Origin of the sequence: Parabacteroides hominis (genome assembly GCF_014287585.1) — a bacterium.
Taxonomy (GTDB): domain Bacteria; phylum Bacteroidota; class Bacteroidia; order Bacteroidales; family Tannerellaceae; genus Parabacteroides; species Parabacteroides hominis.
On the sequence record NZ_JACOOJ010000028.1, the window covers coordinates 35208 to 60028 of the forward strand.

Sequence of the window (24821 nt, forward strand, 5' to 3'; positions counted from 1 at the left end):
ATTACAAAAAATCTTCCTACCTTTGCCTCCCGAAAGGGGTGCCATACTGTTAACGGGCTGAGATTATACCCTCGCGAACCTGATGCGGGTAATGCCGCCGTAGGAAAAGAACAGACAAGGCTTTTTCCCTCCTTTTGTATGTAGACATGAAAATAAACACGACGTTTCGCTATCCGGTGGCACTTACTATTGCCGGTTCAGACAGTGGCGGTGGTGCCGGTATACAAGCGGATCTGAAAACATTTTCGGCTTTAGGAGTCTTCGGGGCTTCTGCCATCACATCGGTCACGGCCCAGAACACACAGGGGGTAAGAGGAATACAAGCTATTTCTCCGGAGATCGTCGAAGGGCAAATCAATGCCGTATTCGAGGACCTGACAGTCGATGCCGTTAAGATCGGGATGCTGCATAACCGGGAAGCTGCCCGGATCGTAGCCTGCTCGATCGACCGTTTTTGCCCGTCAAAAATTATTCTCGATCCGGTTATGATCTCGACAAGCGGCAGCAAACTGATAGAAGATGAAACCATCGAAGTCATTGTGAAAGAACTTTTTCACCGCGTCACACTGATTACACCGAATATCGACGAAGCAGTTTTTCTTTCCGGTATGCCGATACGCAACGAGGAAGAAATGGAAATTGCCGCACAAAAATTGTTGGCTTTGGGATGCCGTTCCGTACTGATGAAAGGCGGGCATCTGGAAGGTAAAGAAATGGCCGATATCTTGTTCACACGCGATGAAGCCCCGCTCCGACTGACAGTACCGACTGTTGATACTCAAAACACACATGGTACAGGTTGTACGCTCTCGTCCGCCATCGCCGCCTATATGGCCTTAGGGAAAAAGTTACCCGATGCCGTACGTTCGGCAAAAGATTATATAACGGCAGCCCTTAAGACCGGGGCCGATGTAAAGACCGGGCATGGACACGGGCCTCTCGATCATTTCTTCGATCCCGTTCCCCTCATAAAAATAGAAGTATGAAAAAGCTGATCGTTATTACTGCACCCCGCTTTTTCCAGGGAGAAGCGTCCATCCTTTCACATCTGTTTAATGAAGGAATGCAACGTCTTCATCTGCGTAAACCGGATAGCGATGCAAATGAATTGCGCAAATTGCTGGATCGGATTCCGGATATCTACTATCCGAAAGTCGTGCTTCATGACTGTTTCGGGCTGGCGGTGGAATATGGCCTGGGAGGCGTACACCTGAACAAACGCAACAGCCACGCTCCGGACGGTTTTGCAGGCACAATCAGCCGCTCATGCCATTCGATCGGGGAACTTGGACAGTTCCGGGGACTCGACTATCTATTTCTAAGTCCTATTTTTCAAAGCATATCCAAAGAAGGTTATGGGAATGGCTTCGAGACGGAAACACTCAGGCAGGCTTCCGATGCCGGGATCATCAATAACAAAGTCATAGCCTTAGGAGGCATAGACCTGACGACTCTTCCACTTCTACGTCCTTTCCGCTTCGGTGGAGTTGCCGTATTGGGAGCACTTTGGGGAAATCACCCTTCGGCGGATAAAGAGGATTCTATAATCACACAATATAAAAAGCTACAAGCATGGAATTAGATGATTTTTTATATACAAGTGCAGGCAGAGGAAGGTATGCCTGTTTTACCGGTACTAACCGGTTGATGTTCATCACACATCGTACGGACAAATACACAGAGCTGGATGAGGTCAAAATGGTGACTAAAGGCGGTTGTACCTGGGTCCAACTCCGCATGAAAGATAATTTGAACTTGGAAGTCGCCAAAGCTGTCTCGCATTTTACCCTGTTCGACTGCGACACAGATTGCGCCTGCTGCCTGGACGACGATCTGGAAATGGCCTTCAAAGCCGGCATCCACTGCGTCCATTTAGGTAAAAACGACATACCGGTTTCCGAAGCCTGGTGCCGCATCATCGAGAAAGGACAAGAAGACCTCTTCCTTGTGGGAGCAACGGCCAACACGTTCGAAGATATCCTGAGAGCAGACCGGGAAGGAGCTTCCTACATCGGCCTGGGTCCCTACCGCTATACCGAGACAAAAAAGAACCTGAGCCCTGTGTTGGGATTGGAAGGGTATCGAAAAATCATGGATCAATGTAGAGAAGCTGGTCTCGAAATTCCTATCTTTGCCATCGGAGGGATCGAGTTTGAAGACATCGCCCCCCTGATGGAAACAGGAATAGAAGGCATCGCCGTTTCCGGAGCGATCATCAATGCCGAAGATCCGGTCGAAGAGACACGCCGTTTCATACGGGAGATCAACAAGCATAAACCGGACCCTTGCAGAGACGATTCAGAAATATAAAAAATAAATAATATAACTATGGCAAGTAAAAACAGAATACGCATCATGTATCCTTCATCGGAAAAGATCTACGTACCCGGCAAGATACATAAAATAAACGTGGGTATGCGGAAGATCAAAATACTGGATTCCGTCACGCGTGATGAGAACGGAGAGTTGGTTTACAAGAAGAATAATCCCGTCATCGTGTATGATACCAGCGGACCATATTCGGATCCGAAAATCCCGGTCAATACGCAAAACGGCATCCCCCGTATTCGTGAATCCTGGTACGCAGGACGCAAAGACCTGATTCGCCTGGAAGAACTGACTTCCGATTATGGGCGGCAACGCCTGGCTGACTCCTCGCTGGATCACATCCGTTTCCCGAAACATCACCTGCCCTATCGTGCCAAAACAGGTAAAAACATCACCCAGCTGTATTATGCAAAACGGCGCATCATCACTCCGGAAATGGAGTATGTCGCCATCCGCGAAAACCAGCAGATCGAGGCGTTAGGGTTGAAATCATATATCACACCCGAATTTGTCCGCAAAGAAATTGCTGCCGGGCGTGCCATCATTCCGGCAAACATCAACCACCCCGAAGCCGAACCGATGATTATCGGGCGGAAGTTCCTGGTGAAGATCAACACCAACATCGGCAACTCCGCCCTCTCGTCCGGCATCGACGAAGAGATCGAAAAGGCCGTATGGAGTTGCAAATGGGGAGGTGATACCTTGATGGACCTTTCGACGGGAGACAATATCCATGAAACCCGCGAATGGATCATCCGTAACTGTCCGGTGCCGATGGGGACAGTTCCCATCTATCAGGCTCTGGAAAAAGTGAACGGAAAGATAGAAGACCTGAGTTGGGAAACCTACCGTGACACATTGATCGAACAGGCTGAACAGGGAGTTGACTATTTCACCATCCACGCCGGCTTGCTTAAAAAGCATATCGAACTGACACAGACGCGTTTGACCGGCATTGTCTCACGCGGTGGTTCAATCATGGCCAAGTGGATGCAAATACATAATGAAGAGAATTTCCTATATACTCATTTCGCCGAGATCTGCGAGATATTGAAAATGTATGACATTGCCGTTTCGATCGGTGACGGACTTCGTCCGGGTTCCATCTACGATGCGAACGATGCCGCCCAGTTTGCCGAACTGCATACGATGGGCGAGCTGACACAGGTCGCTTGGGACCAGTTCGTGCAGGTCATCATCGAAGGTCCGGGCCATGTCCCGATGAATAAGATTCAGGAGAACATGAAGGAACAGCAATATGCTTGCCATAATGCCCCGTTCTACACTTTAGGCCCGCTGACAACGGATATTGCTCCAGGCTACGACCATATCACATCGGCTATCGGAGCCGCCCAGATTGCCTGGCACGGCACGGCGATGATCTGTTACGTCACTCCGAAGGAACATCTCGGACTCCCCGACAAAGAAGATGTCCGAACCGGAGTCGTGGCCTATAAGATTGCCGCGCATGCCGCCGACCTGGCAAAAGGGCATCCTGGCGCACAGGTCCGTGACAATGCCTTGAGCAAAGCCCGCTTCGAATTCCGTTGGAAAGACCAGTTCAACCTGTCTCTCGATCCGGAACGCGCCCTGCAATACTACAAGGACAGCGCCGTGACAGACGGCGAATATTGCACGATGTGCGGCCCGAACTTCTGCGCCATGCGGTTGAGCAAGGATTTGCATAAGGAGAAGTGCGATCGCCTTTAAAAAGATTTGAAGTATCCAAATGCTGATTTGTCAGATGTGACCATACGATAGATCTAAAAACAACTATCATACCATCATGTTTATTGTATATGACTTGAATATCATAACATACAAACATGATGGTTCCCTTTTCAACTATCATGCAACTATCATAAATCAGCTGTTTAACCATCATTTTAGCCGTTTTACTCAAAATAGATTACCGGAGTCGGCTTTTTTCTCTTTTCTTTAAAGTCATACCCCTAAGACTATATTTGCATCGATATTCAGCTTCCGGCTGATCTCACGAGCGACTTTCAAAGTCGGCTTGCATCTTTCCTGTAAGGCTACCGTCTCTTTTGGGAAGGAGACGGCAACTCTTTCGGAAGGAATGCTTGTCGCTTTTCAAAATCAAGGTATAGTTTTTTTCGGAATAGTCTATACCCTTTTTACCTGTACCCTATAGCTTTTTACCGGATAGGTCATAGGCTGTTTTTTACGGGACGGTAGCCATAAAATATGGTACGTAAAGTATTTTTTTTAAATCAGCATTCACCTTCACACGGCTTGTAACCGTTTAAATTACAGCATTTTGCTGTGAACCCTAATGTGAAAGCGGTTTTTTTGCAGGTAAGCGTCTCCAGAGTTCACAGCCTTCACATCAAGTCGCTACAGGATAGGCATTTACAGGGAGTGTGAATGTGAACCCTGATACAAAAAAACATTAGAACTTCCGGAACGTATACGTTTTCCCCTCGCGGCTTAAGATCAGTTGCTTGGATTCCAATTTATCGATTGTATAAGTTTGTTTGGAAGAATCCCAGTCGGTATAAGGCAGGAATTTACTGATCGGCCTCGGATCATTCTCTAATTCCAGCAGCAATGTTTTTTCACCTTCCAACGTGTTGTAGCCATATTGATGGCGGAAAGAATCGATTTCCGTAACGTACACCTGGTACATAAACAAAGAATGTTCAAAATTAAAATAAACCGTGTCGACATTCTGCACGTCACCGCTTGCTTCTACCTTCTGTAATTGCCATTTGCCGAACAACTTGGATTCTGTGTCCTTGCTGCACGAGACGAACAGGATCACACAAAACGCTATCAATATATTTCTAACCATACTCTTTTTTCTGCTTAAATCGGACATCAAAGGAAAGGAAATAATTTCAATTTTGTATATTTGTCGTCATTTATTATGTGTTTTTAATTTTACAGACATTCTATGAGACAAATGAAACAATTTGTAATACTGCTTTCAGCAGTATTCACTTTTTCTTCCTGCGTACACAAGGCGCAGAAGGAACAACAGGAAAAAAGTATCGTGCATACCAATCCCCTCCCCGTACAGTTTGGTGATCCGTATGTATTGCTGGCTTCGGACGGCATATACTATATGTATGGAACAGGCGGAGGCGCCGTCGACGGCTTCAGTGTGTATTCCTCTCCCGACATGGTAAACTGGAAAGCCGAAGGACAGGTATTCCGAGGGAACGTCCCGGGATCATGGGGAGTCGCCAACTTCTGGGCTCCGGAGGTGTATGAACGCAATGGCAAGTTCTATATGCTGTACAGTGCCGACTGGAAAGAAAATCCGACTAACGAACTGGAAAATTTCCGTATCGGAGTGGCCGTTGCAGACAAACCGACAGGACCCTTCAAAGAATTATCAGACAAACCTTTGTTTGATCCGGGTTATCCGGTTATCGACGGGAACCTGATCGACGACGAGGATGGACGGACCTATATGTATTTCTCCCGTTGTTGCTACAAACATCCGGTGGAAAGCGAAATTGCCGAACAGGCTAAAAAAAATGGGAAATTCGACGAGATAGAAGAAAGCTGGATATACGGCATCGAGGTAAAACCGGATTTGACAGAGGTGATCGGCGAACCGGTCCTGCTGCTCAGACCGCCTGTAAAACTGGACGACACGCAATCCGAATGGGAAAGCCGCTCCGTTACTTCCGGTGAGATTAACCGCCGTTGGACGGAAGGGCCCTACACGATGAAAAAGGGAGATACCTACTATATGATGTATTCGGCCAATTATTATAAAGGCAAGAATTATGCTGTCGGCTATGCGACTTCAAAAAGTCCGCTCGGTCCGTTTGTCAAATCGAACGACAATCCGGTACTTCAAAAGAATGTGGAACGGGGAGGTATCGTTACCGGTACGGGGCACAACAGCGTGACCTGGTCGAAAGACGGCAAGCAGATGTATTGTGTTTATCATGGTTACACCCAGAAAACAGGAAACGAGCGGGTCGTCTTTATCGACAAGATGGGAATCGATGAGAACGGCAAGCTCTATGTGGAAGGACCGACCGCGGAATAAATTAAAAATTAAGAATTAAGAATTAAAAAATATCATCGACCGTAATTTTTTAATTTTTAATTCTTAATTTTTAATTCACAAAGTTCCTTTCGTGCTCGGCAGTTCAAACCTGTAAATATCGCGGCGGATAGCCATCTTGATGGAACGGGCCAAAGCCTTGAAGATTCCTTCTATCTTATGATGCTCGTTTGTGCCTTCCGCTTTAATGTTCAGGTTCATGCGGGCGGCATCGCTCAGGCTTTTAAAGAAATGCAAGAACATTTCGGTCGGCATATCCCCTACTTTCTCACGGTGAAAGGCTGCATCCCAGACTAACCAGGGACGTCCGCCGAAATCAAGCGCCACACTGCACAGACAATCGTCCATCGGCAGGCAGTAACCGTAGCGTTCGATCCCCCTCTTATCGCCCAAAGCCTTTAACAAAGCTTCTCCAAGCGCAATAGCCGTATCTTCTATCGTATGATGTTCGTCTACTTCCAGATCCCCTTTTACCCGTACCGTCAAATCGATACCCGAATGTTTTCCGATCTGGTCGAGCATGTGGTCGAAGAAACCGAGACCGGTGGAAATCTCCGTCCGCCCATGTCCGTCCAGGTTCACTTCCACAAAAATATCCGTCTCCCTTGTCGTACGTCGAACAGTGGCCCGGCGTTCTCCGGCAAAAAGATATTCCGTAATCCGGTCCCAATCGTCCGTAATCAGGACGGGAGAAATAGCCGGATTCTCCGTGAGCAACCGTCGAGCCTCGCCGTCATCCGGACGAAGCCATATCCCTTTTGCCCCTAAATTGACTGCCAGCTGCATATCCGTCAGCCGGTCACCTATCACATAGCTATTTGCCAGATCATATTCGCCGGACAGATAATTGCCCAACATGCCTGTGCGAGGTTTCCGGTTCGGAGAGTTTTCTTCCGGAAAAGAACGGTCGATCAGGATATCGTCGAAACGGATTCCCTCGCCTTCCAATGTCTTCAACATCTTGTTATGTGCCGGCCAGAAAGTATCTTCCGGAAAAGAATCCGTACCTAAACCGTCCTGGTTCGTCACCATCACAAACTCGAAATCCAGTTGCTTACGGATAAAGTACAGGTTACGGAATACCTTCGGATAAAACTCCAGCTTTTCCAGACTGTCCAGCTGATAATCCACCGGCGGTTCTATCACAATCGTTCCGTCCCTGTCTATGAATAAGGCTCTTTTCATATTTTCTACATCCTTTTAAGCGCTTCGAGCAAAGCATCGTTTTCACCCGGCTTGCCGACTGTAATGCGAAGGCAGCCGTTACACATGGTCACGTTTGTCCGGTTGCGGACGATGATACCCTGTCTAACCAGATTCTTATAGACCGTATCGGCATTCGTCACTTCGACCAGGATAAAGTTTGCATCCGTAGGATAAATCTTGCGCACGCAGTTCAACTCCGGCAGTGCGGTCTGCAAACGAATCCGTTCGGAAAGGATCGAACGAAGCTGGTCTTCCATCCGTTCCTTGTTTTCAAGTACATACAAGGCGCGTTCCTGAGTCAGCAGATTAACATTGTACGGATATTTGATCTTATTGAGGATCGCAATGATTTCGGGAGAAGCAAAAGCCATCCCCAATCGGATTCCGGCAGCCCCCCATGCTTTCGACATGGTCTGCAAGACGATCAGGTTCGGGAATTTGTCCAACTCGCCTAAGAATGAAGGTTCGATGGAGAAGTCGACATAAGCCTCGTCTATCACAACGATTCCCTGGAACGTGTTCAATACTTTATAAAGACGGTCACGGCTCAGGTTATTTCCCGTCGGGTTGTTGGGTGAACACAGGAATATCACCTTCACCCAGTCGTTTGCTGCCTCCAAAAGGCTGTCGGTATCGAGGTCGAACTTCCGGTCTAACTTGATCTTCCGGAACTCTACGTTATTGACATTGGCTGCTACTTCATACATCCCGTAGGAAGGGTCGATGCTTACGATGCTGTCGATAGACGGTTCGCAAAACGCACGGATAATCAGATCGATCGGTTCGTCACTTCCGTTCCCCAGGAAGATAGACTCGCGTTTCACCCCTTTGAGTTCCGCAATCTTCTTTTTCAGTTCCCATTGCAAGGGATCGGGATAGCGGTTGTACGGTCTGTTAAACGGGTTCTCGTTTGCATCCAGGAAAACGGAGGCATTGCCCTGAAACTCATCTCTGGCGGACGAGTAGGGCTTCATGTTCCAGACATTGGGTCTGACTAAATCTTTTAAGTCTTTCATAATGTGTTCAATCTGATTGTTACTGCATTCTTGTGCGCATCCAACTGCTCGTTGGCCGCCATTGCCTGAATCGTCCCGCCCAACTGCTTGATGCCGTCGGCCGTGATCTCCTGGAACGTGATCTTTTTGATAAAACTGTCCAGGTTCACGCCACTGTAGGCTTTTGCATATCCGTTGGTCGGTAACGTATGGTTCGTACCGGAAGCATAGTCGCCTGCGCTTTCCGGCGTATAGGGCCCCATAAAGACACTGCCTGCATTCTCGATCTGCCCGGCAATATCAGCATAATCGGTCGTCTGGATAATCAGATGTTCCGGAGCGTACAGGTTGGTGAAGTCGATCACTTCCTGTTTATCCTTCAGCACGATAAGACGGCTGTGGCCCAACGATTTTTCCGTGATCTCCTTACGGGGCAACCGGTCCAGTTGTTCCCGGATCGCTTGCATGACCGGTTCGACGATGCTTTCGGATGCCGTCACCAGCATGGCCTGGCTGTCTACTCCATGTTCTGCCTGGGAAAGGAAATCGGCGGCGATAAAGGCAGGATTGGCCGATTCGTCCGCTATCACTTCCACTTCGGAAGGACCGGCAGGCATGTCGATGGCCACCTCTTTCAGGCTGACCAACTGTTTGGCTGCCGTCACATACTGGTTACCGGGCCCGAATATCTTATATACCTTCGGAACCGATTCCGTTCCGTAAGCCATCGCCGCTATGGCCTGAATGCCTCCAGCCTTGAATATCTTGCTAACTCCTGCCGTTTCCGCGGCAAACAGGATTGCGGGGTGTACCTTTCCTTCCCTGTCGGGAGGCGTACAAAGCACGATTTCCTTACAACCGGCAATACGGGCCGGGACAGCCAACATCAGGACGGTAGAGAAAAGAGGAGCCGTTCCACCCGGAATGTACAAACCTACCTTTTCTATAGCTACCGCTTTCTGCCAGCAGGTGACGCCCGGTGTCGTCTCCACCTTCTTTCCTGTAAAACACTGTGAAGCGTGGAATATCTCTATGTTATTCTTTGCCTGACGAATAGCCTGCTTCAGGTCTTCGGGCACAAGCTCCTTAGCTTCCGCTAATTCCTGTTCGGAAACCTGCAATCCTTTGAAAGTTGCAGGATCTATTTTGTCGAACTTCTCCTCATACCGGATAACGGCGGCATCTCCTCCTTTCCGGACTTCATCCAGCACCGTGCGAACCGTATCGAACAGTGTCGTGACATCCAGCGCCGGACGCAGGGCCAATGAGGCCCATTCTTCTCTTGACGGATATTTGATTACTTCCACTTTCTAAATTGATAATTAAAAATCAAAAAATGTTTACAAAATCATTTTCTCAATCGGTATCACCAATATACCTTCTGCTCCCAACGATTTCAGTTTACCGATGATTTCCCAGAAATGTTTCTCCGCTATGACAGACTGGACAGACACCCAGTTCTCGTCGGCAAGCGGCGTGATGGTCGGGCTCTTCATACCCGGCAGCACTTCTATGATCTCGTTCATCTTGTCTTTCGGAGCGTTCAGCAATACATATTTCTTGCCTTCCGCAACCTGGATCGCCTCGAAACGGAACAACAGTTCATCCAGGATAGCCTGTTTTTCATCCGACAGGTTGTTGTTGGCAATCAACAGGGCTTCGCTCTGCATGATGACTTCCACCTCTTTGAGCTGATTGCTCACCAATGTGCTGCCGGAGCTGACAATATCGAAAATCGCATCCGCGAGGCCGATACCCGGCGCAATTTCCACAGATCCGCTGATTACGTGAAGGTCTGCTTTCACTCCCTTTTTGGCCAGATAAGCCTTCAGTATTTCCGGATAAGAAGTAGCGATCGTCTTTCCGGCGAACCATTCCACCCCCTGGTAATCTTCATCTTTCGGAATGGCGAGTGAAAGGCGGCATTTGCTGAATCCCAAACGTTTGATCAGCTTCGCCTCCTGTCCTTTCTCTACATATTCGTTTTCGCCTACGATACCTATGTCGGCAACGCCATTGGCAACTGATTGCGGGATATCGTCGTCGCGAAGGAATAAGACTTCTACAGGAAACCCTTTTGCCGACAACAGCAAAATACGTTTTCCCCTGTTCAGTTTGATACCGGCTTCTTCCAAGAGAAGCATTGTTTCATCGTAAAGACGACCTTTAGATTGTACTGCGATTCGTAACATGTTTATTTTGTTTATATATATTATTCCAAAAACAAAATAAGGCCCACCGTAAACGGCAAGCCTTATTCATTTATATCATATGTTCCTACATACCACACAGCCCACCGAACTATTGCCCGTTGTAATGATGATGGTGGAGATGCAGAACTGTACTTTTCATTTGTTATTATTTTTACGCTGCAAAGTTACAATAATAATTGAATTGGCAAATAAAACTTACAAAAGATTAGCTAAGCAGGGCAATTTTTTTCTCTCAATCGTGCAACCTGTACAAATGATCCGCCTGCTGACGGATTTTATTTGAAAGCAGGACCGGATAGTCCGGGTGGGTGGCAAAGAAATCGTCCACCTCCTTCTTAGCTTCCGGCGAAGTATGTCCGCTCAGCAAAGCCCGTACCCAGTCGCGCGGGAAAAAGATATCCCCCGTACGCTGCACTTCCTGCAAGACTTCCAGAGCCGGACGGATATAACCGACCGCTTCTTTCTGGCGCAACTGGCAGTTCAGGTTCGACAAGGCAGCCGAAGCCCACGGTTCGACACGGCGGTTCCCGGCTACGAGCAGGGATGCAAATACACTGTCGCGTACTTCCTTTCGGGGAGAGACGGATGGCGAGATGAACGCATATTGCCGTTTACGGTCTGGGTTGGTGATCCGGGCTTGCTGGGTTGCTACAATTTCATCGGCTTTGTCAGGCATTTGGATTGCCAGGCCGTACGACAGGCTGATATAATCGTTTTCGCTCAGCGAACAACCGGCAGGCGCTTTCCCGTCTTTCCAGAGCGCGTACAGTCTTCCGACCGCTTCCGGCGAACGGGCAATGGAGCGATACTGACGGAACGCCTGCAAACGTCTCTGGGGTTGTTCTGCCGTTGTCACGATTCGCCAAAGCACCTGTTCCAGTTTCTTCGGATCAGAGGGATATAAACGCTGGCAATTGCCGATATATCCGAGGGCTACCGAGAACAACAGGGAATTATTTTCCCCCGGCAGATAATCCAACATGGCTTCCATATAGGATTCCGAAGAGATCGTCCGGTTCAATAAATTCTCATACAGTGTAATTAACAAGGAACCTCTCAACACTTCGTCCTTGCAAACGGGAAGATAGGCCAAACAAGCCTTTGTATCTTTTTCAAGCAGACGGAAGAAACCATATCCTTTGCCGTCGGCATTGGGAATGACGAAGCTGCCTTCGCCTGCCTGCCTTTTCAAATCCACAAACTTCAACCTCTCGTCTTTTGCAAATGTAGCTTGCACTTCCTCAGTCTCCCCATCCGGATGAACGATAAGAAAAGACAAATCCTGTTCCCACAGAAGTCCGCGACCTAATGGGTCAGACTGTTCGACATACAATTTTTTACCTGCCTCGCAAGAGATTTCAGGCATACCCTTTTCATTCACCCAGACATGGCTCCAGGCAGACAGGTCGTCGTCCGTATATGTGTCCAAGATACCGATCAGCCCTTCCCAGGTCGCATTCCCGTAAGCATACGTTTTCAGATATTCCCGGATTCCTTTCCGGAAAGGCTCCTTCCCCATTTTCTTCACCAGCATTTCCAGGATAACCGGAGACTTATCATAGATGATATTGCCGTACATCAAGCCTGCATCCCGCATATTCTCCAGTTGCTGCTTTACCGGATTGGCGCCTGCGGTACGGTCTTCGGAATAGGCCGCCGGGATATAATCGAGCATGAAGTTCAGGGAATGGTTCACCTCCGGAAACAGAGGCTCGATCATCCGGGAGGCATAATAATTGGCAAAGACCTCTTTTGTCCAGACATCATTGAACCATTCCATCGTCACGAAGTCCCCGAACCACATATGCGAGGTCTCGTGCGCAATCAGGGAACTGCGTCCTAAACGCTCGTTCAATGTCGGGTTCTCGTTCAGGAACATCCGCCCGTCCGTATATAAAGTCGCTCCCGTATGTTCCATTCCGCCGAACTGGAATCCCGGCATAATGATCAGGTCGTATTTGGCAAAGGGGTACGGTATCTGGGTATATTCCTCCTGCCATTCGAGTGCATCGAACACTTCGGAGGCAATATCGGGGCACTGTGCCACCTTCTTCGGATCGGTCTCGCGATGGTAGATCGAAATATTCCGCCCGTCGCGCGAATAAGTTTCCCGTGTCAGCTTACCGGCGACGAAAGAGAAAAGATAGGTACTGAGCGGTTCCGTTTCCCGGAAATAAACCCGCCTGCGTCCGGTGACGGAAGTCGAATCCACCTGCTCGATCGCCCCGTTAGCGACAGCCTGCCAGGAGGACGGAACTTCCAACGACAGGGTGAAAACCGATTTCATATCCGGCTGGTCGAAACAAGGGAAGAGCGTACGCGCCCGGTCAGGGACCAGCAACGTATATAGGAATTCATCCCGGCGGTTCAGCGACTGGTCGTTTGCCGTAAATTCGACGGTTACGCGATTCTCTCCGTTTGCCACGTCTTTTGCGCCGATCACGATATGTTCGTCCTTAACTGTATAAGGGACTTTCCTGCCATTCAACAAAACCGAGGCAACCTGTTCCGGTTCTCCCCGGAAGTCTATGATAACCGGCTGCTTTTCCCGGACGGCAAGCGTTATTTCCGCTGTGCCTGTGACGGCCTCTTCGCGCGATTCCGGGATGGAGAAAAAGAGGTTGTAACGAACCCCCTCGAAATGTTCTTTCCTGAACTGAGCCAATTCCCGGCTGACTCCCGGTTGCAACAGCACCGCATCCGGCGCAGGATTACCGCAAGCTGTCAACAAACCGATAGCCGCCACTCCTATAAGTTGTTTTATATTTTCAGTATTCATTGTAATTAAAATCTTTTTATTCCCTCAAATACTCTGCGATGGACATGAAGTTCCGTTCCAACAGATACATTTGGCTTGCCATAAAGGAGAAAAACTCGCCCCAGTCCTGACGGCGGTGAAAATCGATCCCGGATTTGGAGGTGTAAATACGGGCTACCTGCTTTCCGGTATCACGCACAAAACAAATGTCCCAGATCAACCCCTCCAGAAAATCCATTTCCAGCGTATCCTTATACCACGTCAGGCGTTCGAACATTTCCAGCCGGGCTTCTTCGCCCCTATGGTTCACTTCGAGGATGACAAAAGCGCCATCTCTTGTTGCATCGAATTTGAGTTCGACTCCTTTCACCTTCGTATCATACAAAGTCCACATTTTCTTGCGTCCTCTCAGATACGGCTGTACTTCACAAAATGAGGCGAAACTTTCCCAAAATTCAAGTTTCAGGTTCTTGAGCTCGTCTTTACTATACATTTATTTATATATGTCTTTCTTTTTCACTTTTACTATCGTACCGTATTCGGCCAGCTTGTTCATATCGATACGTTTCCGGTTTCCGGCAATCACGTAAACGACCGGGCGGCCACTGATCTGCTCCTGATAGAAGCGGGAAATATCCTGCATATCCATCGTTGCGATATCCCGCAGGAATTCTTCAGCCGGATCACGGTCGAAACCTTCCATACGCGCACTTGCCACTTTCTCGGACAGGTTACGGAAAGGCGGATAATCGTTATTGATGCGGTTGGCCAACATCTGTTTGATCGCCTCCACCCTTTCCGGCTTCAACGGCATTTCCCGGATCAGCGAATCCAGTACGCCCAACGCATCCAGCGTCTTGTCGCTCTGGGTGGACAGCATTGCCGTAAAAGATCCGGCAGTCCCCTTATGCGCATGGTTCGGCAACTGATAACGACCGCTTGTCCGGTATGCAAAAGAGCGGAACTCCCTAATCTCCTGGAACATCAGCGACGACATATCGCCCCCGAAGTAGACGGAGAACAGCCGGGAGGCATGGCGGGAAGCCTTGTCATCGACTGGATCGCCCTTGACATAGCTGTAAACGATGCTCTGCGTCATATCCGGCATATCGATAAAAAAGACTGTCGGCTTGTCGTATTGCTTCAACTCGCGGTAATAGGGAGAATTGGAGGCTACGGTCGTCCGCTCCAACGGGATATGCCGGCGAATCGTCCCGATCACCTTCTCCACAGGCAATGTGCCGCAGTAGTGAAGGTCGCACTGTACGTTCCGTACCTTATCATAGACCGCCAACAGATCTTTGCCCTTCAGCTTCTTGATCTGTGAGAGTGAAAGCTTGCGCAGGTAACGGGACTGGTCGCCGTACTTCACCTGTTCTAACAAAGCCGATGCCACATTGTCGCCCGACTTGAAAAAGGCTTTTTCCGAGACTTTGGCATCGTCCACAATCTGACGGAGCTTCTTGTCGTCTGCCTTTGCATGGCGGATGAAGTCGCCCACAAGTTCCATCGTCTCGTCGATATGGTTATCGAAACCGGTCACCTTCATGACAAAAGCATCGGGCGTCACATCGAAAGCAAGCGTGCTCCCGATCGATTGCAAGCGGCTGCGGAACTGCTCGAAGGGCAAAGAATCGGTTCCTAACAATTGCAGGTAGTTGATGAGCTGCATCAACTCCGGTTGCTCCAATGCACCGATTCCATAGGAGATATTGAAGGTGAAAATATCGTTCAGCGGATTAGGAGTCGTGTATAACGTCACCAAAGGAGCCAGCTTCGACGTCTTCACATCCTTTTCGAAATCGATGATACGAGGCGCTACTTGCTGTTCCGGTATCTTCTCCAACTGTTCGGCATAGGAAGAGGAAGCGTCTGCATGCCGGGGGACGACCGGGGAAAAAGCCGGTTTCGGCAGATTGTCCTTCGGATATTTCCCCGTGCTCTTGGTTACGCACAGATAGTTATTGCTGAAATATTTTTGGGCGACACGCACGACATCCTCTTTCGTGATAGACTCGATCCGCGCCACCTCGTTCAGGTAATCGTCCCAACTCTTTCCCTGCGAGAACAGATTCATCATGACCGTCGCACGCGAGTCGATATTCTCCAATGCGGAAGCATACTGCCGTTTCTGTTCCAGTTTCAGGCTGTTGAACACTTCGTCGCTAAAGTCTCCGTTCTTCACCCGGTTGATCTCGTTCCAGACCATCTTCTCGGCCGAACTGTACGACTGGATCAACAATTTCGGCATAATGGCGACCGCGAGGATCCCCGCCTCATTCATGCTTTCGTTGATGGCAAGGGCTCCCATCAGCTTATGTTCCACCATCAGTTTGTCCAGATAGCCCGTACCGTTGGCGTTGTTCAGCAGGTTGACCGCTATATTCAAGGCAACCTGGTCCTCATGGTTGGCCGAAACACCCCGGAAACCCAGCCCCATCGCTTTAATAAAGGGGATCGGGAACTTCACCTTCATTTTCTCCCGTCCGTTGAACGGCGGTAGCATCACCTTCTCCGGCTTCGGAACGTTGCCCGAACGGATGCGTGAAAAGGTCTTTTCCAGGACAGGCATAACCTGCTGCGTATCAAAATCGCCGCTAAGGATCAGCGCCATATTGGATGCCACATAATAGTCCTCGAAAAACTTGCGCATCTCCGTCAGCCGCGGATTCTTGAGGTTCTTCGTGCTGCCGATAATCGGATAGGCATAGGGGTGAGGCCCGAAATAACGAGCCATCAACGTGTCCATCACCTGGCCGCCGATGAAGTCACCGTACATGTTCTTCTCCTCATAAACCGTTTCCAGTTCGCTTTGGAAAAGACGAAAGACGGGGTTAATCAGGCGTTCGCTGTTGATCTCCGCCCATTGGACCATATATTGCGGGGAAAACGTATTGAAATAGATCGTAGCATCGTATGAGGTCGCCGCATTCAGGCCGGAACCCCCGAACCGGCTGATCAGCCGGTTGAACTCATTGGGTATGACATATTCGGAAGAGCGGATGCTCAGTTCGTTGATCTCCTTTTGCAGGCGGGCACGTACCGCAACATCTTCCGTCATGGCCAGTTCGTCGTATTTCATGGCGATGGAGTCCAGCAAGACCTTCTCCGACTCGTAATCGAGTGTCCCGATACGTTCTGTTCCCTTAAACATCATGTGCTCGAAATAATGGGCGATACCTGTGTCCGGACAATCCTTCGACCCCGCTTTCACGACGACGGCGCCGAAAACCTTCGGCTGGCTGTGATCTTCGTTCAGCCAAACGGTCAGTCCGTTTTCCAGTTTATATTCTTTTACTTTGAGAGCGCCCAATTCCTCTGCTTGCGATTGATAAGAACAACATGCGAATACCATCATCACTACTTTTAAATTCACGGTCATGCTACAGATTTGTAATATCAGCGTCAAAGATAAGAATAAAAAACGAGAGATTGAGCGGATGAGCGCAAGAAGGTTGTAAACAAGTGACTTAAAGGAAAGCAAGCTCTACAAGAAATAATTTCGAATACTCGAAAATCAGTAAAAACGGTACAAATTCCCTCTTTATCGTTACGTCCGCTTTTATTAGGATATGATAATTTTGCATCATCAAAATAAGAGAAACATGGCTGCCCGTGTCCCAACATGGCTTGAAGACATCGAAGCCTCAAATGTAACAGAAACTCACGATAAATAATATAACAACATGGTAAAAGCAATTTTTAACAAGATGAATGCAAAAACAATCTTATGTACATTTATAATTCTCTTTTTCATGCACCCGCAGATAATGGCGCAAACCGAGACAAAAGCCGATTATCCCGATATTATCAGGAGGAAGGCTCGCCGAAGCGCATCATCAAAAAAGGGGATGTAATCGTATCGCCCGTCGATGTCCGTCATTGGAACGGGGCTACACCCGACAAACCGTTGGTCTGCCTCACCGTAACCGAACACTCTGTCGACGGTCATGTTGTACAACTGCGTGCTGTAACGGAAGAAGAGTATAAACAATAAATCAAGGAGGAACATACAAATGAAGAATCAATCATCTATCGTATTGGGAACATGGTCATGGGGCACAGGAGCCGTAGGCGGCGACCAGGTATTCGGCAACCACGTAGGCGTGGAAGAACTGAAGCCCGTATTTGACGAAGCCATGAAGAACGGGCTGAATCTTTGGGATTCCGCCGTCGTCTATGGCATGGGTGCATCGGAAAACGTGCTTGCGGCATTTACCAAAACATGCTGCCGCGAGGAGGTGAAAATCTCCACGAAGTTCACACCTCAAATCGCGAGCGATACGGAAAATCCCGTAGCCGATATGCTTGCCGGAAGCCTCGCGCGCTTCGATACGGACTACATCGACATCTACTGGGTTCATAACCCTGCGGATGTGGAACGCTGGACGCCCTACATGGCGGCATTGGTAAAGAGCGGAAAAGTGAAGCACATCGGCGTGTCCAACCATAACCTCGCCCAAATCAAGCGTGCTGAAGAAATCCTTTCGGCGGAAGGTATACACATATCGGCAGTACAGAACCATTACAGCCTGCTCTATCGCTCGTCGGAACGAGCCGGCATTTTGGATTATTGTCGGGAGAACGGTATCGACTTCTGGTCATACATGGTATTGGAGCAAGGCGCACTCTCCGGCAAGTATGACACGCAACATCCCCTTCCCAAAGGCAGTCAGCGTGGCGATACCTACAACCCGATGTTGCCGCAGATCGAGAAACTCGTGGCGGCCATGCGCACCGTAGGCGACCGATACGGCATTTCGCCCGCTCAGGTGGCATTGGCATGGGCAATAGCCAAAGGCACGACACCCATTATCGGTGTAACCAAAGTGACACAAGTGCAGGAAGCGGCACAAGCGGCAAGTATCGTTCTGACCGAAGAAGAAATCCGCACACTGGAAGCCAGTGCCGAAAGTTCAGGAGTAGATACACGCGGCTCTTGGGAAATGCCGATGATTTAAGAGAGGAGGTAGATAATGAAGCGACTAATTTTCATCCTATCGTTTATGTTCACTTTCTTTAAGGTAACGGCGCAACAAGCCATCGATGTACATTGCCACAACGTATTGCCTGAATTTAAGGCGCTGCTCGACCGGCACGGTGCAGCGTTGGAAGAAACCTTCCCGCTGCCCGACTGGGATGTCTCCTCTCATTTGGAATTTATGGAAAAGGCAGGCATCCGGACAAGCCTGCTCTCCATGCCCGCTCCGCAACCCTATTTCGGCGATACGGAGGAGTGCCACAAAGCAGTGCGTCACTACAACGAAGCCTGTGCCAAACTGAAAACGGACTATCCCGGCAAGTTCCTTTTCTGCGCTTCGCTACCTCTGCCCGATGTGGATGCAGCCATCGAAGAGGCTATTTACGCACTTGATAAGCTCGGTGCGGACGGCATCAAGCTGGCGACCAACAGCCGGGGACAGTATGTAGGCGACGAAGCACTCGATCCGCTGATGGAGGTGTTGAACAAGCGTAAGGCAATCATCATCTTGCACCCGCATAAGCCGTCTCCGGTGAACAACGGCATCATTGCCACCACGCCGCTTGCCGTTTACGAGTACCCGTCCGAAACTACCCGCACGGTTATCAACATGATAGCCCGCAATGTTCCGGCGCGTTATCCCGACCTTAAGATTGTTGTGCCGCACTGCGGCTCGTTCCTGCCGTTGGCTATTCCCCGCATGAAAGGCCTCCTTCCGGTAATGCAGATGAAAGGCTATATGCAGCCTGTCTATTGGGAAGCCAACCTCTCTCGTTTTTATTACGACCTTGCCGGAAGTGCAACACCCGAAGTGGTGAAATCTCTGCTGACCATCACCACTCCCGACCATTTGCTTTATGGCTCCGACTATCCCTATCAACCTGCCGAGGTACTGACCGAAAATCTGAAACGCTTGCAGGCTTGGATGGCGGAGGACAGGGAGCTTACACCACATTTGAAAAGCATTATGGCAGGAAATGCAGCAGCATTGTTCAACAACAAATAAAATTCTCTTAATCATGTAGCAATAGAAAAGAACAACACACCGGAAATGTGTACCAAGCAGCCGATGCAGTCCGACAGTACATCAGCTCATTTTCAAAAATACAAGCAGGGAATGTTGCACTTTGCGATTGATCGGATAAACCAAACGGACATTTAATTGTTATCCCAATAAAAAGCCAATACGATATGATAAACTTAGGCAGTTGGATGAACGGCATCCTGATCGGTTGGGGCGTAGACCCTAAAATTGCAAATACATTCGACGAAATGATTATCGCCGCCTTCTTGGTCATACTGGCGATCGGGCTGGATTACCTGTGCCAGGCGATCTTTGTCGGCAGTATGAAGAAGCTGGCGCAGCATACGCATTACCAGTGGGACTCGTTGCTTCTCAAACGTAAAGTCGTCCACCACTTGGTCCACACGATACCGGGCATCCTGGTCTATGCCCTGTTGCCTCTGGCGTTTATACGGGGGAAAGGTTTGTTGCTTTTATCCCAGAAAATATGTGCCGTGTATATCGTGTTCGCTTTGTTGCTGGCGATAAACGGTTTTATTCTGGTGTTCTTGGATATGTACAATATGCGGCAGGTGAATAAGAACCGCCCGATCAAAGGGTTCATGCAGGTGCTTCAGGTCTTGCTGTTCTTTATCGGCGGGATCGTCATCATCGCCATCCTGATCGGGAAATCGCCGGCCAGCCTGTTTGCCGGATTGGGCGCTTCGGCGGCGATCCTGATGTTGGTATTCAAAGATACGATCTTAGGATTCGTGGCGGGCATACAACTTTCCGCCAACGATATGCTGCGGCCGGGCGACTGGATCACGGTTCCCGGCTCGAACGCGAACGGTATCGTGCAGGAGATCACGCTGAACACGGTCAAGATTCAGAATTTCGATAATACCATTTCCACCATCCCGCCTTATACGTTGGTAAACGCTTCGTTCCAGAACTGGCGGGGAATGGTCGAATCGGGCGGTCGCCGTGTGATGAAGTCCATCTTTCTCGACCTCAATACCATCAAATTTTGTACGCCGGACATGCTCGACACGTTCCGCAAGGAGATCCCATTGCTTGCCGACTATAAGCCGGACGAAGGCGTGACGCCTACCAATTCGCAGATGTTCCGTGTCTATGTGGAGAAATACCTGACAAGCCTCCCGGTCGTCAATACCGACCTCGATCTAATCATCAGCCAGTTGCAATCGACTGAATATGGTGTGCCTATCCAGATATATTTCTTCTCCCGCAATAAAGTATGGAAAGAATACGAGCGTATCCAGTCGGATATCTTCGACCATTTCTTCGCGATGGTCCCTAAGTTCGATTTAAAGGTTTATCAATATTCGGATTAAGGATCGTGATAAAACAGACCTTATTGTCAAATTTGTAAAAATACCCATTGGTCCAAATCGAAACACACGGGCATGAAAATCGATTTTCATACCCGTGAAAATAAAATTTCCCGCAAGGGTAATATTTTTTAACAAACTTATATTTTCGCAATCGCCTATATCTCAGGATGATGACCTTTTTGTCGCTTTTTATGGGGATTATTGTATTTTTATTAGGTAGTTTTGTATACAAATTCAAGGTTATCGCAGGTACACTTGATTAATCATTTAAAGAATATGCACGCAATACAAGAATGGATTAACAATCATCTGATCGAATGGGGAATTATCAGTAGTTCGGCAAATGAACTGGACAATGCGATCGTCCTGCTGCTGATCATTGTCGCAACGGTCGGTATCGACTACGCTTGCCGCTATATCTTCCTGAATATGTTTAAACGGCTTGCGAAGAGAACCCGCAACCAGTGGGACGACTTGATCGTCGAGCGCAAGATTATCAACAAGCTGATGCACATGATTCCTGCCATCCTGGTGTATGTGTTGCTGCCGTTGGCTTTTCCGGTCGATGAGACGCCTAAGATACTGGGAATCCTGCAAATGATATGCAAGATTTATATCATTGCCGTTTCGCTTCGTTTTATCAGTGCCTCCCTGAACGTCGTACATGAAATATACAACCGGAAGGAATCGCTCAAGAACAAGCCGCTGAAAGGCTTCATCCAGTTATTGCAGGTAGCCGTTTTCTTTATCGGTTTTATACTGATCATCAGTATTCTGATCGGTAAGTCGCCGACGACGCTGTTCGCCGGACTGGGTGCTTCCGCCGCAATCCTGATGCTGGTGTTCAAAGATACGATCTTAGGATTCGTGGCCGGCATACAGCTTTCCGCCAACGACATGCTGCGTCCGGGCGACTGGATCACGATGGAGAAATATGGGGCGAACGGGACGGTTATCGAAGTCACGCTGAACGCCGTCAAAGTCAAGAACTTCGACAATACGATTACGACGATTCCCCCTTATGCCCTGGTGAGCGATGCTTTCCAAAACTGGCGCGGGATGTCGGAATCTCCCGGACGACGGATCAAGCGTTCTATCAATATCGATATGAACAGCGTGAGCTTCTGCACGCCGGAGATGTTGGCTAAATTCCGGAAAATATCCTTACTGACAGACTATATCGACGAGAAAGAAAAAGAACTGAACGCCTATAACGAAGAGCACCGGATCGACGGTTCCATCCGTGTAAACGGCCGGCGGCAAACGAATATCGGCGTATTTCGCGCCTACCTGGTCAATTACCTGAAAAGTCTCCCGGAGGTCAGCAAGGAACTGACCTGCATGGTCCGCCAGTTGCAACCGACGGAAACCGGTATTCCGATCGAACTCTATTTCTTCTCCTCCGTAAAAGACTGGGTTCCCTACGAAGGCATTCAATCCGACGTATTCGACCATGTTTTGGCCGTAATCCCGGAATTCGGGCTCAGCGTCTTCCAGAACGTCTCCGGCAGTGATTTGAGGAGCCTGAAAATAGTGCAATAACAAAAAAAAGCGTCACCCGCCATAGGGTAACGCTTTTTTTGTTCGTCTATAGGACATCAGTAAAAAATAATAGTTATACATGAAAAACACGATTCTTGCTTTTTGCTGTATCTTGCTACAGCAACCGCTCTTTGCCGAAAACAAGGATTGGCTGATCGACGGAAGCCCGTATAAGACGGAAGCCAATCTTTCATCGGATAAAAAACAAATCGAATTGACAAACGGCCTCCTTCGCCGTACCTTTTCGCTAACACCCAACGGTGCGACAATCGCGCTGGACAACCTGATGACGGGACAAAGCGAACTGCGTGCCGTACGGCCGGAAGCCGTGCTTGTCATCAATGGGAAAGAATATCCGGTCGGCGGCTTGGAAGGGCAACCTGTCCATAATTTCCTGACAAAAGATTGCTTGTCCGGTATGCAGCTTTGCGATTCGGCATTTGTCTTGGCCGATTATACGGTCGGCGAGACAAAAGAACGTTTTCCCTGGAAACCGAACGATGCCTGGATCAGCAATACATATCCGTGGCCTGCTCCCGGCAAACGTATCACCTTCACTTATAAGGCTCCCCGGAAGATTACAGACGAGTGCAAAGGCTTAACCGTCCGTATCGTCTACGAACTGTACGACGGCGCCCCGATCCTGTCCAAGTGGATCGAAATAGATAACAAAGGGCAAAAGGCTGTCACGCTGGATTCCTTCAAATCGGAAGTTCTTGCCTTGGTAGAGACCGCTCCGAAAGTCCACTACGGCGAACCCCATGAGGTGCGCATGATGGCACAGGAACCGGGATATTATACGGAAGATTACCGCAAAAAGCCTGTACAGACGGATGCTCCGCGTGACTATATCGACCGCTTCACCCAACTATTCGTCGTTACGGACTATGCAATGGGCGGAGATATGGAAGCAATGAAAGACAATCCTGCCGTCCGTTGGGTATTCGATCATCCGGAATATGAGTTTACGGGTATCCGCTATTACGGCCAATATAAGCCGGCACGGTTGGAAGTGACGCCGCTATTAGGGCCGGCCGAAGAGATCGCACCGGGAGAAAGTTTCACATCCTGCCGTGCTTTCGAAATGCTCCGCGACGCGACAGACCAGGAAAGACGAGGGCTTGCCGAGTGTAAATTCTGGCGCATGATGGCTCCCTGGACACAGGAGAATCCGATCTTTATGCACGTAAGGGAATCAAGTGACCAGGCTGTCAAACAGGCAATCGACCAATGTGCGGCTGTCGGTTTCGAAATGGTGATCATGACCTTCGGCAGCGGTTTCCAGATCGAAAATGATTCGGCCTCCTATCTCCAACGCATGAAAGCATTGAACGGTTATGCTGCTGACAAAGGTATCGCTATCGGCGGCTATTCATTGCTGGCAAGCCGTGGAGCCAAACCTGAAGATGCTGCGATCAGCCATCACACAGGACATCCGGCAAAGACACGCGAAGAAGGCAGTCGTTTCGGGCTTTCCCCTTGTATCGCTTCGGATTGGGGCAGTGATTATTTCAAGCGTCTGAAGGATTTCTTCAATACGACCGGCATGAACGTATTCGAGAACGACGGTTCCTATCCTGGCGATCCCTGTGCCTCCACCGTCCACAGCGGACACAAAGGGTATCTGGATTCGCAGTGGAAACAGTGGAAAAGGATCAGTTCGTTCTATCAGTGGAGCCGGGCAAACGGCATCTATCTGAATGTCCCGGATTGGTATTTTCTGATGGGTTCCAACAAAACTCCGATGGGGTACGTTGAAACCAACTGGTCCCTGCCAAGAGCCTATCAGGAAATTATCGAACGGCAGAATATCTACGACGGAACCTGGCAGAAAACGCCCAGCATGGGATTTATGTTTGTCCCTCTTACCCAATATCACGGTGGTGGGGCGGCTGCCACTATCGAACCGTTGAACGAACATCTGGATCATTACGAGACACGGCTTCGTAACCTGTTCGGCGCCGGTGTGCAAGCCTGCTATCGCGGTCCCCGCCTCTATGACACGGAACAAACCCGAAGACTGGTGGCCCAATGGGTTTCTTTCTATAAGCAGTACCGCCAAATCCTGGATTCGGATATTATCCACCTGAGACGTCCGGACGGACAGGACTGGGACGGCATCATGCATGTCAACCCGCAGTCGAAGCGGAAAGCCTTTATTTCCGTCTATAATCCGTTGGACATCGCGATAGAGAAAGAAATCGAAGTCCCTTTATATTATACGGGACTGACGGATAAGGCAATCGTGAAGGAACAGGACAAAAACGGGAAGGAGTACTCGCTCGCCCGCGATTATTCCATCTCACTGAAGATACGGATTCCGGCAAAAGGCTATAATTGGTACATCATCGAATGACATTTGTAATATCTAATTCAACTAACAAATAGA

At 49.1% G+C, this 24821-nt stretch carries 19 protein-coding genes and 1 pseudogene; 11 read left to right on the forward strand and 9 right to left on the reverse strand.

What is annotated here, in order from left to right:
- The first annotated feature begins 146 nt into the window (after window positions 1-146).
- Genes thiD through thiC form a run of 4 tightly spaced genes read left to right on the forward strand, consistent with a single transcriptional unit; the run spans window position 147 to window position 4038 of the window.
- Entirely contained in the window at window positions 147-986 is an 840-nt protein-coding gene (gene thiD / locus H8S65_RS14475) for a bifunctional hydroxymethylpyrimidine kinase/phosphomethylpyrimidine kinase (RefSeq protein ID WP_186930623.1), read from the forward strand.
- Window positions 983-1582, forward strand: a complete 600-nt coding sequence (locus tag H8S65_RS14480; RefSeq protein WP_186930624.1) for a thiamine phosphate synthase — start codon at window positions 983-985, stop codon at window positions 1580-1582. Before thiD ends, H8S65_RS14480 begins: the two co-directional genes overlap by 4 nt.
- Window positions 1573-2310 (forward strand): thiamine phosphate synthase, encoded by a 738-nt coding sequence (locus H8S65_RS14485; protein ID WP_186930625.1) that lies wholly within the window; start codon window positions 1573-1575, stop codon window positions 2308-2310. The genes H8S65_RS14480 and H8S65_RS14485 overlap by 10 nt, the downstream gene beginning before the upstream one ends.
- Window positions 2311-2328: 18 nt before the next feature.
- Window positions 2329-4038, forward strand: a complete 1710-nt coding sequence (gene thiC / locus H8S65_RS14490; protein ID WP_186930626.1) for a phosphomethylpyrimidine synthase ThiC — start codon at window positions 2329-2331, stop codon at window positions 4036-4038.
- Between the two features lie 234 nt (window positions 4039-4272).
- On the opposite strand, the pseudogene H8S65_RS14495 reads toward thiC, so the two are convergent.
- Window positions 4273-4350: pseudogene (locus tag H8S65_RS14495) on the reverse strand (helix-turn-helix domain-containing protein); the annotation flags it as partial.
- A gap of 391 nt (window positions 4351-4741) precedes the next feature.
- A complete protein-coding gene (locus tag H8S65_RS14500; protein WP_122298162.1) occupies window positions 4742-5143 on the reverse strand; it encodes a lipocalin-like domain-containing protein in 402 nt (133 codons plus the stop codon).
- A gap of 102 nt (window positions 5144-5245) precedes the next feature.
- Here H8S65_RS14500 and H8S65_RS14505 point away from each other — a divergent pair, with 102 nt between their 5' ends.
- Entirely contained in the window at window positions 5246-6358 is a 1113-nt protein-coding gene (locus H8S65_RS14505; protein ID WP_186930627.1) for a glycoside hydrolase family 43 protein, read from the forward strand.
- Between the two features lie 75 nt (window positions 6359-6433).
- Here the strand turns inward: H8S65_RS14505 and hisB are convergent, their stop codons facing one another.
- The 7 genes from hisB to H8S65_RS14540 all read right to left on the reverse strand — a co-directional run bounded on the left by hisB (window position 6434) and on the right by H8S65_RS14540 (window position 16903).
- A complete protein-coding gene (gene hisB, locus H8S65_RS14510; RefSeq protein WP_046452678.1) occupies window positions 6434-7561 on the reverse strand; it encodes a bifunctional histidinol-phosphatase/imidazoleglycerol-phosphate dehydratase HisB in 1128 nt (375 codons plus the stop codon).
- 5 nt (window positions 7562-7566) lie between these two features.
- Window positions 7567-8598, reverse strand: a complete 1032-nt coding sequence (hisC, locus tag H8S65_RS14515; RefSeq protein ID WP_046452679.1) for a histidinol-phosphate transaminase — start codon at window positions 8596-8598, stop codon at window positions 7567-7569.
- Window positions 8595-9884, reverse strand: coding sequence for a histidinol dehydrogenase (hisD, locus tag H8S65_RS14520; RefSeq protein ID WP_186930628.1), 1290 nt, complete (start codon window positions 9882-9884; stop codon window positions 8595-8597). The genes hisC and hisD overlap by 4 nt, the downstream gene beginning before the upstream one ends.
- 33 nt (window positions 9885-9917) lie before the next feature.
- Window positions 9918-10769 (reverse strand): ATP phosphoribosyltransferase, encoded by an 852-nt coding sequence (hisG, locus tag H8S65_RS14525; protein ID WP_046452681.1) that lies wholly within the window; start codon window positions 10767-10769, stop codon window positions 9918-9920.
- 253 nt (window positions 10770-11022) lie between these two features.
- Entirely contained in the window at window positions 11023-13569 is a 2547-nt protein-coding gene (locus tag H8S65_RS14530) for a M1 family aminopeptidase (protein WP_186930629.1), read from the reverse strand.
- Between the two features lie 16 nt (window positions 13570-13585).
- Entirely contained in the window at window positions 13586-14041 is a 456-nt protein-coding gene (locus H8S65_RS14535; protein ID WP_186930630.1) for a DUF4268 domain-containing protein, read from the reverse strand.
- Entirely contained in the window at window positions 14042-16903 is a 2862-nt protein-coding gene (locus tag H8S65_RS14540) for a M16 family metallopeptidase (protein ID WP_186930639.1), read from the reverse strand.
- A gap of 375 nt (window positions 16904-17278) precedes the next feature.
- On the opposite strand from H8S65_RS14540, the gene H8S65_RS14545 reads away from it, so the two are divergent.
- The 6 genes from H8S65_RS14545 (at window position 17279) to H8S65_RS14570 (ending at window position 24788) form a co-directional block, all read left to right on the forward strand.
- Window positions 17279-17545 carry a cupin domain-containing protein gene (locus tag H8S65_RS14545; protein WP_186930631.1) on the forward strand — a complete coding sequence of 89 codons (267 nt, stop codon included), beginning with the start codon at window positions 17279-17281 and terminating at the stop codon, window positions 17543-17545.
- Between the two features lie 19 nt (window positions 17546-17564).
- A complete protein-coding gene (locus H8S65_RS14550) occupies window positions 17565-18509 on the forward strand; it encodes an aldo/keto reductase (protein WP_046452684.1) in 945 nt (314 codons plus the stop codon).
- 15 nt (window positions 18510-18524) lie between these two features.
- Window positions 18525-19535 carry an amidohydrolase family protein gene (locus H8S65_RS14555; protein WP_046452685.1) on the forward strand — a complete coding sequence of 337 codons (1011 nt, stop codon included), beginning with the start codon at window positions 18525-18527 and terminating at the stop codon, window positions 19533-19535.
- A 185-nt stretch (window positions 19536-19720) separates the two neighbouring features.
- Complete coding sequence (locus H8S65_RS14560; protein WP_046452686.1) at window positions 19721-20890, forward strand: mechanosensitive ion channel family protein; 1170 nt, start codon at window positions 19721-19723, stop codon at window positions 20888-20890.
- Window positions 20891-21166: 276 nt separating this feature from the next.
- A complete protein-coding gene (locus H8S65_RS14565; protein ID WP_186930632.1) occupies window positions 21167-22432 on the forward strand; it encodes a mechanosensitive ion channel family protein in 1266 nt (421 codons plus the stop codon).
- 79 nt (window positions 22433-22511) lie between these two features.
- The gene (locus tag H8S65_RS14570) at window positions 22512-24788 is read left to right on the forward strand and encodes a hypothetical protein (RefSeq protein WP_186930633.1); all 2277 of its coding nucleotides are present in this window, start codon (window positions 22512-22514) and stop codon (window positions 24786-24788) included.
- Window positions 24789-24821: the final 33 nt, after the last annotated feature.

Excerpts from the sequence above, each read along its gene's own strand:
- thiD (WP_186930623.1), top strand. The coding sequence starts at position 147 with ATGAAAATAAACACGACGTTTCGCTATCCGGTGGCACTTACTATTGCC.
- H8S65_RS14480 (WP_186930624.1), top strand. The coding sequence starts at position 983 with ATGAAAAAGCTGATCGTTATTACTGCACCCCGCTTTTTCCAGGGAGAA.
- H8S65_RS14485 (WP_186930625.1), top strand. The coding sequence starts at position 1,573 with ATGGAATTAGATGATTTTTTATATACAAGTGCAGGCAGAGGAAGGTAT.
- thiC (WP_186930626.1), top strand. The coding sequence starts at position 2,329 with ATGGCAAGTAAAAACAGAATACGCATCATGTATCCTTCATCGGAAAAG.
- H8S65_RS14500 (WP_122298162.1), bottom strand. The coding sequence starts at position 5,143 with ATGGTTAGAAATATATTGATAGCGTTTTGTGTGATCCTGTTCGTCTCG.
- H8S65_RS14505 (WP_186930627.1), top strand. The coding sequence starts at position 5,246 with ATGAGACAAATGAAACAATTTGTAATACTGCTTTCAGCAGTATTCACT.
- hisB (WP_046452678.1), bottom strand. The coding sequence starts at position 7,561 with ATGAAAAGAGCCTTATTCATAGACAGGGACGGAACGATTGTGATAGAA.
- hisC (WP_046452679.1), bottom strand. The coding sequence starts at position 8,598 with ATGAAAGACTTAAAAGATTTAGTCAGACCCAATGTCTGGAACATGAAG.
- hisG (WP_046452681.1), bottom strand. The coding sequence starts at position 10,769 with ATGTTACGAATCGCAGTACAATCTAAAGGTCGTCTTTACGATGAAACA.
- H8S65_RS14530 (WP_186930629.1), bottom strand. The coding sequence starts at position 13,569 with ATGAATACTGAAAATATAAAACAACTTATAGGAGTGGCGGCTATCGGT.
- H8S65_RS14535 (WP_186930630.1), bottom strand. The coding sequence starts at position 14,041 with ATGTATAGTAAAGACGAGCTCAAGAACCTGAAACTTGAATTTTGGGAA.
- H8S65_RS14540 (WP_186930639.1), bottom strand. The coding sequence starts at position 16,903 with ATGGTATTCGCATGTTGTTCTTATCAATCGCAAGCAGAGGAATTGGGC.
- H8S65_RS14545 (WP_186930631.1), top strand. The coding sequence starts at position 17,279 with ATGTACATTTATAATTCTCTTTTTCATGCACCCGCAGATAATGGCGCA.
- H8S65_RS14550 (WP_046452684.1), top strand. The coding sequence starts at position 17,565 with ATGAAGAATCAATCATCTATCGTATTGGGAACATGGTCATGGGGCACA.
- H8S65_RS14555 (WP_046452685.1), top strand. The coding sequence starts at position 18,525 with ATGAAGCGACTAATTTTCATCCTATCGTTTATGTTCACTTTCTTTAAG.
- H8S65_RS14560 (WP_046452686.1), top strand. The coding sequence starts at position 19,721 with ATGATAAACTTAGGCAGTTGGATGAACGGCATCCTGATCGGTTGGGGC.
- H8S65_RS14565 (WP_186930632.1), top strand. The coding sequence starts at position 21,167 with ATGCACGCAATACAAGAATGGATTAACAATCATCTGATCGAATGGGGA.
- H8S65_RS14570 (WP_186930633.1), top strand. The coding sequence starts at position 22,512 with ATGAAAAACACGATTCTTGCTTTTTGCTGTATCTTGCTACAGCAACCG.